This window comes from Peribacillus sp. YIM B13482 (assembly GCF_042787975.1).
Taxonomy (GTDB): Bacteria; Bacillota; Bacilli; order Bacillales; family DSM-1321; genus Peribacillus; species Peribacillus simplex_A.
In genome coordinates, this window is sequence record NZ_JBHZPF010000051.1 from 1 (window position 1) to 18,173 (window position 18,173).

Here is an 18,173-nt window from a genome sequence, read left to right on the forward strand (position 1 = left end):
TAGTAGATTCTCCTCACTTATTGTGTATGATTCTACATGCCCTTATTTTTATTGTCCAACTAAGTGTAACCTGTCCAAGTTTTTTCGGATGCTTATATTTACATGTGTCACTTTAGGAGTTATTTTGCACCTATTTTAAGCGCTATTTTGGATTATGAAAAAATATAAAAAGCCCATTCTCTCAATAACATTAAAAATAAGAAAATGGACTTTTATGATTACTTCGGAATAGCGCCCTTTAACGGAGTAACTAAGATATGTCCTTTGCTATAAAATCAATTAATGGTTCTTCAACTAACGCCTCATTAGTTAAATATGGAATAGTAGTTTAATGGTATTGAAACCAAACAAACCATCCCTTTTCTTTACTTTTTGCTAAAAATATTTGACCTTGGGCTAAGTTAGCCCCAGGTGCTTTTGAGAAATCTAAACGTACAAGCCATGATTTCTCAGCAATTTCTTTACCACAAAAGGTCTTTGCCATTCCAAAATAGGCTTCTTCTTCTTTAATACCAACTGTTTTAGGAAAAGGTTTGGCCGTTACTACATTCCATTTAGTATATATGTCAGGAAAATCGTCTATTCCAGTTCCATAAGTTTTTAGGATTAAAGTATTTAATGCTTCAATTACCTCGTTTCTATCCTTGATGGATGTTTTTTCTAAGTTACTTAACACAGGACATTCTTTAGGTTGAGCGTATCCCTGAATTGAACCAAAAAACAAAATCGTAATGGAAATAATCCATAAAGTTAGCACTTTCATAATAGCTTCACCTCAAAATTATCTTTCCTAAATTTAAGGAAAATAGTCCAATTATTGAGGTACATTAGTTCTATTGTTATTAAAATTATTTCGCCAGACTTAAACTTGTTTAATGGGCTCTCTGTTTTATTATGTCTTGCCAATGCGGAGGGAGCTCGTGTGTTTCAAGATGTTCAAATTTCTTTAGTTTAATTTGACCAGGAATGATGGTATTGCGCCCGTTAGCTTTCCCCAATCCTTATCAACAAGGTTACTCGTTCGGATATGCTGTGCATTGATTCTACCGTTGCTCGAAATCATTCTTTTTAACAATTGTTTTCTACCCATTTCAAGGGAGAAGATTGCGACTGCGTGATTCTTCTGTTTTGCTACTTCCTCAGCAATGTTCAAAGCAAATGCCGTTTTTCCTACAGATGGCCGGGCAGCGATTACAATAAGGTCTTGTTTTTGTAATCCGGCTGTCATTCGATCTAATTCTGTAAACCCTGTAGGTATAACGGTAATTTCACCTTTTGGCGTTTCTAATTCATCGTAGACCGCAACTAAATCATTCTTTATGGATCCGTCATCATCGTCAGTCGAGTTATCTTCTAACCGCATCAGACATCGTATAGAAAAATTTTAATCGACGAAAGCCTTGCCGCTCTGTTAACACCTCATGTCATTAAGCAAAAGGAAATAAAGTTGAAATTGGCAGATAGATATCATAGAGAAACAACTCTTGTTTTCGAACGAGGGAATGGCCTCCCCTATTCAAAATCCACCTTACACAGAGCATTTAATCGCATCTGTAGAAAAGCCGGAATCACAAAACATATAACCATCCACGGTTTACGACATTCCCACGCCGTTTTACTTCTTGAATCTGGAGCCAGTTTAAAAGATGTGCAGGAACGTTTAGGACATAAATCCATTCAAACAACAGCAGATGTCTATGCTCACGTATCAAAAAAACTCGAAGAAAAAAGTGTGGACGGATATTCAAATTACATGGATTATCCCCAGTTGAATATGAAATAGTTTGAAATGTGGTCAAAATGTGGTCAGCCATCCCGTTCCCTTTCATTTTATAAAAATAAAAAAAGCCTTGGTAACTGAGAAACTCAGTAATACCAAGGCTTTGAAACTATTAATACATTGACATATATTGTTCGCGTTCCCATGGGTGAACTTGTGTACGGAACATATCCCACTCGATTTCTTTTGCTTCGATGAAGTGTTCAAGTAAGTGTTCACCGAGTGCTGATTTGATGACTTCATCAGCTTTTAATTTCTCCAATGCAGCATATAAAGTAGCTGGAAGATCAACGATGCCTACTTCTTCACGTTCTTCTTTATTCATAACATAGATGTTGCGATCAACTGGAGCTGGAGGAGTCAAGTCGTTTTTGATGCCGTCAAGTCCAGCTTTCAGTAAAACAGCAAGTGCCAGGTATGGGTTTGCTGCTGGATCGACACTACGTACCTCTACGCGAGTACTCACTCCGCGTGAAGCTGGGATACGAATTAATGGGCTGCGGTTTTTAGCGGACCATGCAACATAACAAGGAGCTTCGTAACCAGGAACTAGACGTTTATATGAGTTAACAGTAGGGTTTGTTACCGCAGTGAAGCTTGGAGCATGCTTAATGATACCTGCGATAAATTGCTCAGCTGTTTTACTTAATTCCAATTTTCCTTCTGTATCATAAAATGCATTTTGGTTTCCTTTGAATAATGAAACGTTACAGTGCATACCAGATCCATTAACACCGAACAATGGCTTTGGCATGAAAGTTGCGTGTAAACCATGTTTACGGGCAATCGTCTTTACGACCAATTTAAATGTTTGGATGTTATCACATGCTGAGATTGCATCCGCATATTTAAAGTCAATTTCATGTTGTCCTGGAGCTACTTCATGGTGGGATGCTTCAATTTCAAATCCCATTTCTTCAAGCTCAAGAACGATATCACGACGGCAGTTTTCTCCTAGGTCAGTAGGTGCAAGGTCAAAGTATCCGCCTTTATCATTCAATTCTAGAGTAGGCTCGCCTGCTGCGTCCAGTTTGAATAAGAAGAATTCAGGCTCAGGTCCAAGATTGAAATCTGTGAAGCCCATTTCTCTTGCTTCTGCAAGAACACGTTTTAGATTAGCACGGGGATCCCCATCAAAAGGTGTTCCATCCGTATTGTAAATATCACAGATCAAACGTGCGACTTTACCTTTTTCGGAAGTCCAAGGGAAGATAACCCATGTATTTAAATCAGGAAATAGGTACATATCAGACTCTTCGATACGGACGAAGCCTTCAATGGAAGATCCGTCAAACATCATTTTATTATCAAGTGCTTTTTCCAATTGACTGACTGGGATTTCAACGTTTTTAATCGTCCCTAAAATGTCGGTAAACTGTAAACGAATGTACTTAACATTTTCTTCTTTCGCTAAACGAGTGATGTCTTCACGTGTGAATTTTGCCAATTTTTATTCCCCCTAATAATCATTCATAAAATCATATTTTTTATTGAAAAAAACGAGACATATCCCCTTGTCGAAGAGATGTTCGATGCTTACTTCCTTGTAAAAGCTCGGCACGCAGAAGCTTGCGAAGCTCCTCATCACTAAGGTCACGTCTTATTTTTTCCGCTTGTTCTAAATCTTGGGTAGGTAAATTCTGTTCCTTTACAGTGAAAATTTTTTTTATGCCGGCCAGATTGACTCCTTGTTCGATTAAGTCTTTAATCTCAAGCAGTCGATCGATATCGTTTAAAGAAAAAACCCGACGATTTCCATCTGTTCTCATAGGAGTAATAAGTTGATGCTCTTCGTAATACCGAATTTGGCGTGCAGACAACTCAGTTAGCTGCATGACGATTCCGATGGAAAAAAGAGGCATAGAACGCCGAATGTTGTTGCCGCTCATTCTTAGCATCCTCCTTTGTTTATCTTAAAATAATCATATACCATGTTATTAAACATGTCAATATGATGTTACATTTTATGACGTCATTTTTTTCAGAAGAGTTAAATGATTTGTAACTACTCAAATATTACGACTATTGTTTATGGCAGGAATCCATTGATTTGGACTCCCATTACGTAAATTACATATTTTCTTTTACAGTTGAATCAGTTTTTTATCCATCAATGCATTCACAGCGGTCAATACTGCTATTTTAACATGGGCATAGGTCAAGCCGCCTTGAACGTAGGCAACATACGGAGCCCTTGTTGGACCATCTGCCGTCAGTTCAATGCTGGCTCCCTGTATAAAGGTGCCCGCAGCCATGATTACATCGTCTTCATATCCTGGCATATATGCAGGATATGGTGTCACGTGCGAATTGATTGGCGATGCATATTGGATGGCTTGACAGAAGGCAACCATTTTATCCCGGTCATCAAATTGAACAGATTGAATCAAATCTGTACGCTTCGCATCCCATTTAGGATATGTATTCATACCGATTTTTTCTAAAAACGCAGCTGTGAACATGGCTCCTTTTACAGCTTGGCCCACGACATGCGGTGCAAGGAAGAAACCTTGGTACATTTCCTGCAGACTATAAAGGGAAGCACCTGCTTCAGCCCCTATTCCAGGTGATGTTAATCGATAAGAGCACGCTTCAACAAGGCCCTTTTTACCAACAATATATCCACCGGTTTTCACTATCCCGCCACCTGGGTTTTTAATCAGTGAACCAGCCATTAAATCTGCTCCGACATGACATGGTTCTAGTGTTTCAACAAACTCTCCATAGCAATTGTCCACGAACACGACGATTTCCGGATTAATGGCTTTAACAAAGGAAATCATTTCCTTAATCTCTTCAATCGTAAAGGAAGGGCGTGTAGCATACCCTTTTGACCGTTGTATACCGATCATCTTAGTATTTGGTTGAATGGCTTGTTTAACGGCGTCGAAATCAACGGATCCCGCTTCCTCTAATGGAACGGCCTTATAGCTGATTTGAAAATCGCGCAAAGATCCGATACCCGATCCCCTGATACCGACAATCTCTTCCAAAGTATCATACGGCTTTCCAGTTATGTATAACAATTCATCACCCGGGCGCAATATGCCGAACAGGGCAGTGGAGATGGCGTGTGTGCCTGAAATAATTTGCGGGCGCACCAATCCAGCTTCCGCACCAAAAACATCTGCATATATCAATTCAAGCGTATCGCGGCCCATATCATCATATCCATACCCTGTTGTCGGGATGAAATGGGAATCACTCACCCTATGTGCTTGATAACTTTGTAATACACGAAATTGATTTTCTTCAATTCGTTCGTCCACTTGCTTATGTAACGGAGAAATCATTGCTTCCACTTCCTGGGCAATGTTTTTCAACACTTCTCCATTTGTTAACTGCTGATACATTAAACTTCCCCTTTATAATGAATATTTCTCAAGCTGCCCGGTTAATGGATGATCAGCTAGACAAAAACCTTTGCATTCATATCTTTCCGATTCTTCATTAAAGAAGAGAGTGCGCAATATGGTTTCATTTTTCAGCTGTGATAATAGTTTACCCTCACTCGATGGCAGGAAAACATAATACGGGACCATTTCTTCAATCACGTATTTTTCAATTTCTTCCATGATTTGATTCAAGTCCGATTGTTCATAGGCACTGATCATTAATGAAGCATGACTGGATGACCTTACAAAATCAGCATGAATCCGATCTTTCTTATTATACAATGTTAGCTGTGGAATGGAAGGGACTTCTAAGTCATTTAGCAAATCCTGCACCGTTTTCTGATGATTAAAGTAATCTGTACTTGAGGAATCGACCACATGGAGCAACAGGTCAGCTTCTTTCACCTCTTCTAGAGTCGAGCGGAATGCGGCGATTAAAGATGTCGGCAAATCTTGAATGAATCCTACCGTATCCGTCAGCAGCACGGTAAATCCGCTGGGAAGAATGGCTTTTCGTGTCATGGGATCCAGTGTAGCGAACAACTGGTTCTCTTCGAATGAATCCGCCTCCGTCAAACGGTTGAACAGCGTCGATTTACCTGCATTCGTGTATCCCACAAGGGCAATTTGAAAGGTCTTATTACGTTTCCTTCTATCACGATAGCGTTCACGATGCTTGACAATGCCACTTAATTGTTGCTTGATTTCATCTATTTTCCCACGAATGTGGCGACGGTCGCTTTCCAGCTTCGTTTCTCCAGGGCCCCTGGTTCCGATACCGCCTCCAAGCCTGGACATTGCGGTTCCCTGTCCGACCAAACGCGGTAATAAATATTGGAGCTGAGCAAGTTCAACCTGCAGCTTCCCTTCCCTGGAACGCGCCCGCTGAGCAAATATATCTAATATAAGCTGTGTCCGGTCAATGATCCTTGCCTCCAATTGTTTCGAAAGGTTCCGAATCTGGCTCGGGGATAGTTCATCATTAAAGATAAATAAATCCGGCTCAAGTTCCTCTTCCAGATTTCGAAGCTCCTCCACTTTTCCTTTTCCTATATATGTAGCTGGATCGACGCTTTCCCTTTTCTGGGTGATGGTCATTAACACCTCACCATTCGCCGTCTTCGCCAATGAAGCCAGCTCATCGAGTGAATATTCAAAACGTTCAGTAGGCTCTGTTGTTTGACACCCAATCAACACGGCCGTTTCCTTTGATGATTCTTCCAAATCATGCACCACCTTCTTGAAGATTTCAGTTAATCATAACAAAAAAATTGACTATATAAAAATTTCCTAAAAACAAAGCTTTTACCGTTTTAAAAATTCCGATAACATGCTAAAATCAAATTTGACTTTACCATCAAAATCGAAAAGACATAGAGGGAATTCATATGACATGGGAAGTATTAAGCATAATAGGTACGATTGCATTCGCCATTAGCGGAACCATCATTGCCATGGAAGAAGAGTATGATATTTTAGGAGTTTATATTTTAGGAATCATAACCGCTTTTGGCGGAGGGGCAATTCGGAACCTGCTGATTGGTGTCCCCGTTTCAACATTATGGGATCAAAGTTTCTATTTTGCCATCGCTATAGTATCCATCACCATCGTTTTTGTATTCCCTACAAACCTTTCAAGACACTGGAAAAGATGGGGAAACCTCAGTGATGCCATTGGCCTTTCTGCCTTTGCCATCCAAGGCGCGATGTATGCAGTGGAACTTAATCATCCAATGAGTGCCATCATTGTATCTGCGGCATTAACCGGGTGCGGAGGCGGGATACTTCGTGACGTACTGGCCGGAAGAAAGCCATTGGTCTTCAGAAAAGAAATCTACGTAGTATGGGCCATCATAACAGGCTTGGTTTTAGGCAGTGGTGTATTATCCCAGTCTTGGCAGCTTTATTCGCTCTTCGCTGTCATTACGATATTGCGAGTCCTTTCTTACACTAATAATTGGCATCTCCCTAATAAAAAATGGGTGCCTAAAACATAAATTTGAAAAGCCCGCCATTTTGGTGGGCTTTTCCATGTCATTCTTTCTCATCATCCTCAAAAATCAAATCTTGGCTGGTTAGGGTCAGTAAATCGGCTTTTTCAAACGAATCCTCCAGTAAAAGCCGCATCGCCTGTGCCCTGATCGACTTTTCAAGAACATTTCGGATATAACGTCCGTTAGAAAATGAAATAGGCCCCCGGAATGAACGTAATATGATTAAATGTTCTTTTAATTTCCTTTCGGCCTCCCGATTCATTAGATATTCCCTTTCCTGCAGCATCCGATCGGCTATTTCCATTAACTGATCAATCGTATAATCCGGAAAGTCAACAACAAGCGGGAACCTGGAATGTAGCCCAGGATTTAGGCTAAGGAAATAATCCATTTCCCTTGAATATCCAGCAAGGATCAAAATGAATTCGTGTTGACGATCCTCCATATGCTTGACAAGCGTATCTATGGCTTCTTTACCAAAATCCTTTTCGCCGCCCCTTCCCAAGGAATAGGCTTCATCAATAAATAAGATCCCGCCAATGGCCTTTTTAATTAAATCCCTTGTCTTTTGGGCAGTATGACCAATGTATTCCCCGACCAAATCTGCCCTCTCCGCTTCAATTAAATGCCCTTTCGATAGTACATTCATTTTTTGAAACAACTTACCTATTAAACGTGCAACCGTTGTTTTCCCAGTTCCGGGATTTCCTTTAAACATCATATGCAGCGCTTGCCGGCCTGTCTTCAGCCCCTTTTCCTCACGTTGTTTATTGATGTAAATCCAGGCATATATTTCTTTTATCATCCGTTTCATTTCTTCCATTCCGACCAGCGATTTCAGGTCATCTTCAATCTCTTTCAACGCTACATGCTGGTGGGGGATTTCTTGCACCAAAATTTCTTTTATCGGCAGATCCTTTTGTAGCGCTTTTCTGTTTTCCGCATTAAACACAATATTAATTTGCCCGTTATTTTTCATACGGATCGGTTGTTCCAATGCATTCACCTCTCCATCTTGGACCCCTTACTCCACAATTTCCATTAGATTTATGATGGTAATAGGCATATGTAACATAGCCAAAACTTCCCCATCGGAAAATTCATTATTTCTTTTTGTGAATACCAAAGATTTCAGTTTAATTAGCCATATTCCTTTTCTAACGGCGACTTATTCTGACAGGATTTTTTCCTAAGAGGTTTTTTACGACAAGTTTCATTCCCATCCACCAATTATTTATGTGGGATTGTCATTTCCTGCGGTTTCCCGGAAAATAATCCGTCCCTTATATATATTCAAAACAGGTACGTAAAATTATCGATTCTTTGAAAAAGAAACGTACCGTACATACAAAAAAACAGGTCGCAATAAGCGAAACCTGTTTTTCACATTCATATATATGATTATTCCTTCACTTCGTAATCAATCTGAACATTACGCTGTGGAGCGAATGTAGAAATCGCATGTTTATAGACTAACTGCTGTTTGCCCTCTGATTCAAATAAAACGGTAAAATTATCGAACCCTTTTACTTGTCCTCTAATCTGGAACCCGTTTAATAAAAATACCGTCACATACGTACCATCTTTCCGTAATTGATTAAGAAACTGATCTTGAATATTTACTGATTGTTTCATGTATTAGTCCTCCTCTTTTCTCTCTAAATTTATGTATTCGCCTTCATTGAAAAGCTTTCCTGCAATAAATCCAGATATTTCATGTATTTTTTTTGGAAAACCCTCGAGATCGGTCATATTAAACCAATTTACATCCATTTTATTCCGAAACCAAGTCAATTGCCTTTTTGCATATCTACGGGAGTTTTGCTTTAAAGTCTCAACCGCTTCATCCAATGAAGCTTTTCCATCAAAAAAATCATAGATTTCTTTATAGCCTATAGCCTGGATTGATTGGCAATCCCTCAAACCTTTTTCGTAAAAGGACTCCACCTCTTGAATCAGTCCTTCTTCTACCATCCCATCAACACGTTGATCGATACGTCGGTACAACTTCTCACGTTCCATTGTCAATCCAATGATGCATGTATCATATTTAAATTCAGTAGGCTGTTCACTCAGCTGCTCACTCATCGTTTTACCTGTACAATGATAAATCTCAAGTGCTCTGATCACCCTTCTAACATTATTAGGATGAATCCGATTCGCGCTTTCTGGGTCAATGCTGCGTAATTGTTCAAAAACTGGATCGATTCCAAACTCCCTTACCTGTTTTTCGAGTCCATCCCTATAAACAGGGTCTGATGGTGCTTCCGAAAATTGATAATCATGGATGACCGATTGTATGTATAATCCTGTTCCACCGACGATAATTGGGAGTTTACCTCTGCTCTGGATATCCCCGATACAAGCATTAGCGCGCTCCTGGAACTCTGCTGCACTAAATGGTTCATCAGGGTCCTTAATATCAATTAAATAATGGGGAACCCCTTCTGTTTCTTCTCTTTTGATTTTTGCAGTCCCAATATCCATCCCTTTATAAACCTGCATCGAATCTCCGCTGATAATTTCACCATTAAATAACTTTGCCATCTCAATGCTCATCTTAGTCTTGCCAACAGCAGTCGGTCCAATGATAACGAGAAGTTTTCCTTTTTGTTGTTTCACATTCTCACTGCCTTATATGATTTTTTCCTATCTTATCATAATCTCGATGAAAGCAGCTAAACATCTACCCATTATGTCCAATTCAGATTCTTTTATTCACCTCTTTTCCCGGAATAATCGTCATCTTGAAATCCCTTTATTCACATTCGATTGTGACCATTATCCCTTCATTTATCCATATAGATCAGCCATAATATAGATGAAGTCCCCAGTTCCATTTGCCGCATTAGACCAAGTAATAGCGAAACGGCTGGGACTAATGGAGAAAAATAAGCATGATAAAGGCCTTTCAACAAAATACAAGATAATCAAAAATAACTAAAAAAGGGTATGATTCCTTCTGCATTTTGAGGAATCATACCTTCTTTATCATTGCGCTTCCCTTTTGATTTACAGTTCACAGCACATTCTTCCATTTACGGGTATCGTCATCGTAACGGTCGTTGCTTTTTCAGTGGATTGTACATGAATCTCTCCATCATATCTGTTCACTAAGTCTTTAACGATGAACAATCCTTGTCCGCGAACTTTACCCTTTTGTGCCTTTTTTGTTGAAAATCCGCTGGTGAATATATTCTCCTGATCTAAAGTGGAAATCATTGGCCCGGTGTTCGTGACCATAAACGTATACTTTTGATCATCAGCGTTACATGCAATATTCATTCGGCGTTCTTGCTCGGGCAATTCAATTGTTGCTTCAATTGCATTATCGATAACATTGGATAATAATTTTATCAAATCGATTGTTTTGACCCGATTGAAAGATTTGGGTGAAACATCAATTTCTATATCGATGTTATAATTCTGTGCCGATAGCCTTTTTGTCTCTAATAGGACAGATAAGCCCGGATGAATCACATCCAATTTCATCGATTCTATCGAATGCACTTCTTTTGAAAGGCCAGTTAAATAATCGAGTGCTTTTGCGTTCTCCCCTAATTTAAGCAGTCCATGTATCACCTGAATATGATTGGAAAAATCATGCCTTAATGAGCGGACTGAAGCAATGAGCGATTGAAATTCCGATTGATATGTATCTTCCGTATCCCCCACTTCACGTGTCAGTTCTTTTTGATACCATTTTTGAATGACAAAAAAGGTAAATAGCAACATGATGACAAATCCCCCGTTATAAACAAGGATGGCGATGCTGCTTTTCAATACCTTTCCGTTAATGGCATTAATATCCTCTGCACTCACATCAATGCCCAAAAAACCAATAATGGTGCCATCTTGATTTTTTATTGGCACTCCCACAGTCAAATACTCCCCATATTCCGGATCTTCCAGAATCCCGGTAATAAAGCTTTTACCTTCATACGCCTGTTCGACCTGCTCCGACGGAACAGTACATACACCACCGATAGGAAAATCCCCTTTATGATCTTTAGAAAATCCCGTAATCATAGCTTTAGATACTCTCGGATTATCAACCATGATGGTATAAACATACAATGCCCCGATTTTTTCACGGGCATCCTCTAAATAAGCTTTTATATCCATATATTCCTGGCTATTTACTTGGTTATTAAGAAATCGTTGATATGCCTCTAAATCCATTGAGTCGGCAATAGACCTGGCAGTTACCAAGTTTTGATTAGCAACGGATTTTTGCACAGAATTTTTAATGCTTAAATAAGTAGAAAACATATTTAGAAGAATGAAGACAATTAATAAAAGAATGGTCAAATAAAGAAATGCCCTTAACTTTTTATTTTTCATAGGATTAAACTTACCTCGTCTCTAGCAGCTAAAAGTTAACGAACCTTTTATGAGTTTACTATATAAAGGGGAAAAGTAATAGAAAAGAATCCAATATTCACAATAAACATAGGTATACAGAACTATATTTAATCAATTAATTAACATATTATCCACTTCTTTTTTGATCCTTAACTTTTTAAATTTTAATTTAAGCTAAATTAAATACTTAATATTTCTAGCAAAACATTTTATTACCATATATTTATTATATTAATATAACTTTATATAAGAACACGAAAAAAAGAACAGATGCTGATTTCAATATATTAGCCTTGAAATAAATAATTTTACCCTTTATATGAAAATATTACAAGAATGTAAAGGTTTAATCTATAAAATCTAAACAAAATTCATATTTTTATTCAGATGCCATTCAGTTTCATGAAAAAAGCGGATCACTCCCCTTGCAATAGTACGTATTAACTAATTTACCATTAAGGAAAACGGCATTTTAACGAGACATTAATACAAAAAAATGGAATCAGGGCCCCCTGACTCCATTTACATATAGCTTTTATTTAATCGAATTGATGACTGCCCGCTCATACATCTTTTTTGTTACTTGATAATATAGCAGTTGAAAAAGAAAATACGTTCCGATGACCATAGCAGAATAGACGAACAAGTTGGATCCCAATAAATTGCTTAATGCCACGTAGGCGATTATGGCATGAATCATCCCTATCAGAAAAGGAGCGAAAAAGAGGATGCGTATTTCCGCACTTAAAATTTGCCGTATTTCTTTTTTTGTCAGTCCCAGTCGATGTAGGGCATGAATTTGGATTTTTTTATCTTCTAAATTCGTAAAAACTCGCAGATACATCATGCTTCCTTGGACGATAAAGAATAATAAACTGACAAACAAGCCGATAAAAAGGATCAAAATGCTTCCCTGTTTCATTTCTTGATAAATCGGAGCTCTTGTTTGCAATTGATTATGGGCAGGATTATTAGACATTTTTTCGATTTTACTAGATGTCTCCATTGATTCTTCCCAATCTTTAATTTCATACCCACGTACTCTTACCATCTCTTTTAAAGGCACATTAGCAGTTATTTCATGATACAGCTGATCATCGATCACCATCAGGGTCGTTGCTGATTTTATGGGTGCGACTATCGATTGATTGCGCTGACCAATCATTGTTACCTGTATGGTTTGTTTACCATAGTGAAGCTCCTTTTGTTCTCCCTTTTGGGCGAATTGATAATCCAGTCCTCCATAAGGAAAAATGTATAATGCTTCTTTTCCAGATAATTTTGCTGGATCGATTTTTCGCAATGCAGCCGCATTATTATAATCACTTTCCGAGATTAACAATGACCTATTTTCATTAGATTCTCCCGTTCTCATATCGGGTAACATGTGGATAATGGGGACACCTGTCATATTTACTTCGTAAAGGATCTTGAATCCATCTTCCTTTAATATTTTCTCTACCTCGGATGGTTCAATAACGGAATAAATAGAAGCGTCATTTTCAACCCAGCCAATTGATTGAGGAATGTTATCCATCCCTTGCTTTTTTAAATCTGCACTGAACATGAAAAGTGTTCCTGCAGCTGTCAAAATGACGGCTGTAATGATCGAGGTCAAAAAGAATAACCTGGAATAATCCTTAATATTAAATATCAGGTTTGTTTGAGTAATTAAATTCGTTCCACCATATAAGCTTTTCTTCTTCCGATAAAGCCTGCTGCATAGAGCGACAATACTTTGGCTGAATAAAAAATAGGTGCCGATCAGTACGAAGAATAAAATGGGCATTACTCTATAAGAATTGTTCAATGACATCGTGCCTGCCAAATAATAAGAAATGCTTAAGCAAACTGCTGATAATGCAATTAACCACTTTGAAACGAAGGGCGTCTTTTTTGGTTTTTGTTTATCTTTTAGTAAATCGACAACCTCTGCATTTCCAATGTGGAACAATGAAAGGAGCGATAATAGCTGAAATAGCAAAATGAAACCAACAATCGTATAAACAAAGGCCTCAGGGACAAAGACAAATGAAATTGGTTGCTCTACAGCCAATAACCAAGAAACTGCCATTAAGAATAATTTTGAGAACAAAAACCCCAAGCCTACTCCGATCAGGATGGATATGAGGGAAACCATCGTTTGCTCCAGGTAAATCAGTTTTCTTAGTTGGGATTTGGACATTCCAAGCAGTGTCAGCAGCCCAAACTCTTTTTTTCGCGGCTGTATAAATGCGGCATTCGAATAAGCGATAAAGAAAACCGAAAATATGATGATTACTATTTCTGCTGCAATGAGCCCCCTACTGATTAGCTGTCCCCCAGGGATATTCGCATGGACCACATCAGGATGAAAGATAAATGATGCGTAAATAAAAAAGATTGAGACGGAAAGGACAATACTAAAAAAATATGCTAGATAACGTTGTGCATTTCCTTGGATATTTCTCTTAGCGAGAAGTCGGATGTTCATGATAGACTCCTCCCAAAACGCTTAACGTATCTAAAATCCTTTTATGGAAGCTCTGTCTCTCCCCTCCGCTATGAACCTCCGAAAAGAACTTGCCATCCTTTATGAATAGAACCCGGTCACAGAAGCTGGCGGCAGTCGGGTCATGAGTGACCATGAGGATGGTTGCTCCCTTTTTCTCCTGAAGTGTCGTGAGGGTATCCATTACCTGCTTGGCAGATTTGGAATCCAAATTACCAGTAGGTTCATCCGCTAAAATAATGGAAGGTTCATGGATCATCGCTCTTGCACAAGCCGTTCGTTGCTGCTGACCTCCGGAAATTTCAAAAGTCCGCTTTTCTAAAATCCCTTCTATACCAAGAAGGTTCGCCAATTGATTTACCCTATTTTCCATTTCCTGCAGTTTATAATGATCTAACGCTAAAGGAAGGAGGATATTTTCGCGAACGGTAAGTGTATCAAGAAGGTTGAAGTCTTGAAAAACAAATCCAATTTCCCTCCTGCGAAACAAAGCCAGGTCCTGATTGTTTAATTCATTAGGGTTTTGATCATTTAGAATGACTTTACCTGTGGTGGGCTTATCAATCGTGGCCATTAAGTTAAGCAGCGTGGTTTTCCCGCTGCCTGATGGACCCATCACTCCGACAAACTCCCCTTTCTGTACATTCATGGTGAAATTATGTAACGCTTTATGAAATAAATTCCCCTGCTTTTGAAAATAAGTTTTGGATAGTTGTTCCGCTTTTAAAATCGACATCCTGAATACCTCCCTTTCTTACTCTTACCGTAAGTATAATGAATAAAGCGGGAGGCTCCCATCGAAGTTTATTACATACCGCTTTAACACCCTTACAATTCTGTCACCTTTCATGCAGGGTATTTGTCTTAAAGAGAAATTCCACAGTAGTCCCTTCGGATACAGTCGATTGAATGGTAACGCCATGCCCAAGCCTGTTAACGATTTCCTTCACTAGATATAGTCCCATTCCGGTTGACTCTTGTTGAACTCGCCCGTTCTCTCCAGTAAAAAAAGGATCAAACACTCGTTTTACATCATGTGGGACAATTCCAATTCCCTGATCTGTTATCCTTAGGAAAATCTCCGACTCTTTTTCAACAATGTTGAACGTTATGCTGTCATGCTCTTCCTGCCTTGAATACTTCAGTGCATTAAAGACCACCTGACTAATGGCGAAGTGAAGCCACTTATGATCCGAATGCACATATAAATTCTCAAGCTCCGTATCAAGCTTGGGGTATATGAACCGTTTGATGAACTGTTTTTTTTCCTCGTTAATCACTTGCTTGACTAGATTAATTAAGTCAACCCGCTCCGATTTTACATCCTCCGAAAAACGCTGCAGCCTTGCTCCATGCAATATAATTTCCAGTCCTCTGCGAAATCGATCATTTTCTTCTTCTATCTCTTTAAGATAACCCTTCATCGGCCCATTCGAAAATGTCCTTCTGCCTTCTTGAATCAATAAGGAAATGACTGAAACAGGTGTCTTCATTTGATGAACCCAATGATGAATCAACAGCTCATATTGCTCCTTCTGTTTGATTTGTTCTTGTAATTGTCCAATTGTTACTTTGTTCATTTGTTGAAAAAGCTCCATCCACAACTTTTGTTCATTTGACAGGGGGGCCCTAAAGGCTTCGATATATTCAAACGACAAGCTCGGTTCTTGCTTCATCCTTGCTAATTGATTCAAAAAACGGTAGTGCCTTATGTAATCGACCGCTAAAAATAGAAGCAACATAAACAACGTGAGAATAATTAAATAGAAGATATTTGAAATCGATATGTGATTCCCCGCTTCCAAAACGGCTAATGCATAAGCAATAATAAGCAGGCTTACCAATAGAACGGTATAAAATATAAAATAAAGACGGTCTATAATAAAGGATTTTAGCTTCACTTTTCTTCACCTTGCACTATTTTTAGTCGATATCCTTTTCCCCTGCTGGTTGTTATGGCATGCTTGACGCCAATATCCTCTAGTTTTCTCCGTACTCTAGTGACATTGACAGTCAAAGTATTGTCATCAACAAATGAATCATCATTCCATAGGGCTTCAAGTAAATCTTCACGGGAGACAATTGTGTCATACTGTCGTAGTAAACAACTCAATAATTTTAACTCATTTTGCGTTAACGTTACCTGATTGTGTTGAAATACAATCATCGCTTTTTCCGTATAAAGGGTTAATCCGTCCATTTGCTTTACTTGTTGGTGAAATGAAGATATTTCTGCATATTCACCATAAACCCTGCGAAGGGCACTCTTTATTTTCGCTAGCACCACTTCCAAATGAAATGGTTTTGTTAAATAATCATCTCCCCCATATTCAATGGCCATGACTGGGTTCATTTCATCTGTCCTTGCAGATATAAAAATGATGGGAACCTTTGAAACCGTCCTCATTAGTCGGCACCAATGGAAACCATCATAATATGGAAGATTAATATCCAATAAAACCAAATCCGGCCTTATCTCTTGAAACTCCGCAAAGACTTGGTCCAATTGCTTTACTTCAAAAACCTCATACCCATACCTTTTTAAATAATTTACCAAGCTCCCAGCTATCTTGACATCGTCTTCAACCAAAAAGATTTTATACATCTTTTCCTCCTCTTTAAAATAACAATGCTTACTATCACTCTTACATATAATTTCCGTCCCATATCAATCTGCTTTTGAATTTACAATAAAAAACCTTGAATGGCCTGAGCCAATCAAGGGGATGCAAATAAAATTAGATTTCTTCCGGGATTTTCAATCCCTCAATGAAGGATTGAAAACTCTCTGCAACTTTATAAATATTTTCATCCTGGCCTGATGGATCCGAATACCACCCCTGATCCCAGAAGTAGACTCCCTTTTCCACTTCGTTATTTATCAGTAAAATTTTACCTGCACACGTATCATTACCTATTATAATGCAATTCTTATGTAAGTCTTCCCTGTTTTCTTCATGCCATTTCTGTAAATCCAGTTCTTTATCCTGAAGATCTAATCCATAAAGGACATTTAAGCAAACGAGTGTGTCTAATGCATCTACATAAAACTTACTGTTTTGCACCGCAGTTATGCCGCCATTATGCTTGAGGAGAAATTGTTTATAATCTGCAGGGATTTCAAAACCCACAAATTCCTCAAAATTATTCACTGCTTTTTGTGTCGCTTTACCATATCCAGTAATATTCACCATTCTACCAACTCCATTTCAGATTATTGTAGCAACATACAAAATCAATTCACCACCAGGTGATCTTATTCTGTAAGTCTTATTCACTTGCTGATTGCTGTAATAAAAAGGCAAGGTTTTTATTTATATTCCCTTAGCCAAATGGAACTTTGACTCCATTACAATCTAAACGATTTTTTAAATGGAGATTCCTGAAAAACAAATTATTCCTCAGGACTAAAAAAATGACACTTTTTAAATACATTAACATAAATTTACTTTCCTTTTCAGTATTTTCTGATATATTTTTCGACAATTTTGTTGCAATCATCTCCACTTAAGAAAATAGCTTTTAAAAAAAAGGGATTTTCCCTTCACTAAAAATTCGCAAAAAAAGGGTAGAAGGCAAAATGGTGATTTGAAAGCTTATGTCCCAAAAGGGAAAAATAGAAGAGGTTTGTATATAAATACTAGTATACAATAACAAGGAAAAGGATAAATATTTCTACTATACACTTGGGCTATTAAAATTAAATGAGATTTGAGTTTAAGATATCAAAATTGATGGTTATTTAAAACTTTGGATAAAAGGAATGTAAAATAATCGATTTGGATAGACGTTTTAATATTTTAGATCGAAGTAACAGCAAAATTGCAGTATCGCATGTGGCATGATATCGAGACTAATCGAAAGCTATCTCCAAATACCTGTTCTGCAAAATATTTATTTCCATACCGGCGATACGGGGATACACCATCTTGGATACAATAAAAAAAGGCACCCAACCATCATCTTCGAGGTTGTGCGCCTTTTTTTTGGTCGGCTGATTCCACTACATCTCATACAATTTTATAGTCATCATAAGTAATTAATAATCTGCTCATAGAAACTGTTTCAGCACGAAGCTTATTCTTATCACGACAATAGGCTATTATGGAACTGTTGGGAAGTTTAGCAGTACAATTCCATTTACTATA

General features: G+C 38.2%; 16 protein-coding genes and 1 pseudogene. 2 read left to right on the forward strand and 15 right to left on the reverse strand.

Annotated elements, in window-relative coordinates; translation table 11 throughout:
• Positions 1-328 precede the first annotated feature (328 nt).
• Complete coding sequence (locus ACFX4L_RS20075) at positions 329-763, reverse strand: hypothetical protein (protein WP_377385939.1); 435 nt, start codon at positions 761-763, stop codon at positions 329-331.
• A gap of 204 nt (positions 764-967) precedes the next feature.
• Positions 968-1,324 (reverse strand): annotated as a pseudogene (locus ACFX4L_RS20080) (replicative DNA helicase); the annotation flags it as partial.
• A gap of 123 nt (positions 1,325-1,447) precedes the next feature.
• Between ACFX4L_RS20080 and ACFX4L_RS20085 the strand changes: the two are divergent.
• On the forward strand, positions 1,448-1,783 hold the full coding sequence (locus ACFX4L_RS20085; RefSeq protein WP_377405998.1) for a tyrosine-type recombinase/integrase: 336 nt from the start codon (positions 1,448-1,450) through the stop codon (positions 1,781-1,783).
• 109 nt (positions 1,784-1,892) lie between these two features.
• On the opposite strand, the gene glnA is transcribed toward ACFX4L_RS20085, so the two are convergent.
• The 4 genes from glnA to hflX all read right to left on the reverse strand — a co-directional run bounded on the left by glnA (position 1,893) and on the right by hflX (position 6,399).
• Positions 1,893-3,227 (reverse strand): type I glutamate--ammonia ligase, encoded by a 1,335-nt coding sequence (gene glnA / locus ACFX4L_RS20090; RefSeq protein ID WP_377385934.1) that lies wholly within the window; start codon positions 3,225-3,227, stop codon positions 1,893-1,895.
• 40 nt (positions 3,228-3,267) lie between these two features.
• Complete coding sequence (locus ACFX4L_RS20095) at positions 3,268-3,669, reverse strand: MerR family transcriptional regulator (protein WP_061462503.1); 402 nt, start codon at positions 3,667-3,669, stop codon at positions 3,268-3,270.
• 195 nt (positions 3,670-3,864) lie between these two features.
• Positions 3,865-5,133, reverse strand: coding sequence for a methionine gamma-lyase family protein (locus ACFX4L_RS20100; protein WP_377406000.1), 1,269 nt, complete (start codon positions 5,131-5,133; stop codon positions 3,865-3,867).
• A 12-nt stretch (positions 5,134-5,145) separates the two neighbouring features.
• Entirely contained in the window at positions 5,146-6,399 is a 1,254-nt protein-coding gene (gene hflX, locus ACFX4L_RS20105; RefSeq protein ID WP_377406002.1) for a GTPase HflX, read from the reverse strand.
• Between the two features lie 164 nt (positions 6,400-6,563).
• Here hflX and ACFX4L_RS20110 point away from each other — a divergent pair, with 164 nt between their 5' ends.
• On the forward strand, positions 6,564-7,172 hold the full coding sequence (locus tag ACFX4L_RS20110; RefSeq protein ID WP_061462500.1) for a trimeric intracellular cation channel family protein: 609 nt from the start codon (positions 6,564-6,566) through the stop codon (positions 7,170-7,172).
• Positions 7,173-7,209: 37 nt separating this feature from the next.
• On the opposite strand, the gene spoVK is transcribed toward ACFX4L_RS20110, so the two are convergent.
• From spoVK to ACFX4L_RS20155, 9 genes are all read right to left on the reverse strand, one after another.
• Positions 7,210-8,166, reverse strand: a complete 957-nt coding sequence (spoVK, locus tag ACFX4L_RS20115) for a stage V sporulation protein K (RefSeq protein WP_061466029.1) — start codon at positions 8,164-8,166, stop codon at positions 7,210-7,212.
• 404 nt (positions 8,167-8,570) lie between these two features.
• A complete protein-coding gene (gene hfq / locus ACFX4L_RS20120) occupies positions 8,571-8,804 on the reverse strand; it encodes an RNA chaperone Hfq (protein ID WP_034313436.1) in 234 nt (77 codons plus the stop codon).
• Between the two features lie 3 nt (positions 8,805-8,807).
• Positions 8,808-9,728 (reverse strand): tRNA (adenosine(37)-N6)-dimethylallyltransferase MiaA, encoded by a 921-nt coding sequence (gene miaA, locus ACFX4L_RS20125; RefSeq protein WP_377406016.1) that lies wholly within the window; start codon positions 9,726-9,728, stop codon positions 8,808-8,810.
• Positions 9,729-10,181: 453 nt separating this feature from the next.
• On the reverse strand, positions 10,182-11,513 hold the full coding sequence (locus tag ACFX4L_RS20130; protein WP_377406005.1) for an ATP-binding protein: 1,332 nt from the start codon (positions 11,511-11,513) through the stop codon (positions 10,182-10,184).
• A gap of 556 nt (positions 11,514-12,069) precedes the next feature.
• The gene (locus ACFX4L_RS20135; protein WP_284471227.1) at positions 12,070-14,007 is read right to left on the reverse strand and encodes an FtsX-like permease family protein; all 1,938 of its coding nucleotides are present in this window, start codon (positions 14,005-14,007) and stop codon (positions 12,070-12,072) included.
• On the reverse strand, positions 13,985-14,761 hold the full coding sequence (locus tag ACFX4L_RS20140) for an ABC transporter ATP-binding protein (RefSeq protein WP_377385918.1): 777 nt from the start codon (positions 14,759-14,761) through the stop codon (positions 13,985-13,987). Before ACFX4L_RS20140 ends, ACFX4L_RS20135 begins: the two co-directional genes overlap by 23 nt.
• Positions 14,762-14,864: 103 nt before the next feature.
• Positions 14,865-15,926, reverse strand: a complete 1,062-nt coding sequence (locus ACFX4L_RS20145; protein ID WP_377406007.1) for a sensor histidine kinase — start codon at positions 15,924-15,926, stop codon at positions 14,865-14,867.
• A complete protein-coding gene (locus tag ACFX4L_RS20150; protein ID WP_284471230.1) occupies positions 15,923-16,630 on the reverse strand; it encodes a response regulator transcription factor in 708 nt (235 codons plus the stop codon). The genes ACFX4L_RS20145 and ACFX4L_RS20150 overlap by 4 nt, the downstream gene beginning before the upstream one ends.
• Before the next feature lie 133 nt (positions 16,631-16,763).
• Positions 16,764-17,219 (reverse strand): SMI1/KNR4 family protein, encoded by a 456-nt coding sequence (locus ACFX4L_RS20155; protein ID WP_377385909.1) that lies wholly within the window; start codon positions 17,217-17,219, stop codon positions 16,764-16,766.
• Positions 17,220-18,173 lie beyond the last annotated feature (954 nt).

Coding starts and splice junctions, on each gene's coding strand:
- ACFX4L_RS20110 (WP_061462500.1), top strand. CDS start 6,564: ATGACATGGGAAGTATTAAGCATAATAGGTACGATTGCATTCGCCATT.
- ACFX4L_RS20095 (WP_061462503.1), bottom strand. CDS start 3,669: ATGAGCGGCAACAACATTCGGCGTTCTATGCCTCTTTTTTCCATCGGA.
- ACFX4L_RS20100 (WP_377406000.1), bottom strand. CDS start 5,133: ATGTATCAGCAGTTAACAAATGGAGAAGTGTTGAAAAACATTGCCCAG.
- ACFX4L_RS20155 (WP_377385909.1), bottom strand. CDS start 17,219: ATGGTGAATATTACTGGATATGGTAAAGCGACACAAAAAGCAGTGAAT.
- ACFX4L_RS20135 (WP_284471227.1), bottom strand. CDS start 14,007: ATGAACATCCGACTTCTCGCTAAGAGAAATATCCAAGGAAATGCACAA.
- ACFX4L_RS20140 (WP_377385918.1), bottom strand. CDS start 14,761: ATGTCGATTTTAAAAGCGGAACAACTATCCAAAACTTATTTTCAAAAG.
- hfq (WP_034313436.1), bottom strand. CDS start 8,804: ATGAAACAATCAGTAAATATTCAAGATCAGTTTCTTAATCAATTACGG.
- ACFX4L_RS20075 (WP_377385939.1), bottom strand. CDS start 763: ATGAAAGTGCTAACTTTATGGATTATTTCCATTACGATTTTGTTTTTT.
- miaA (WP_377406016.1), bottom strand. CDS start 9,728: ATGAGCATTGAGATGGCAAAGTTATTTAATGGTGAAATTATCAGCGGA.
- ACFX4L_RS20150 (WP_284471230.1), bottom strand. CDS start 16,630: ATGTATAAAATCTTTTTGGTTGAAGACGATGTCAAGATAGCTGGGAGC.
- ACFX4L_RS20130 (WP_377406005.1), bottom strand. CDS start 11,513: ATGAAAAATAAAAAGTTAAGGGCATTTCTTTATTTGACCATTCTTTTA.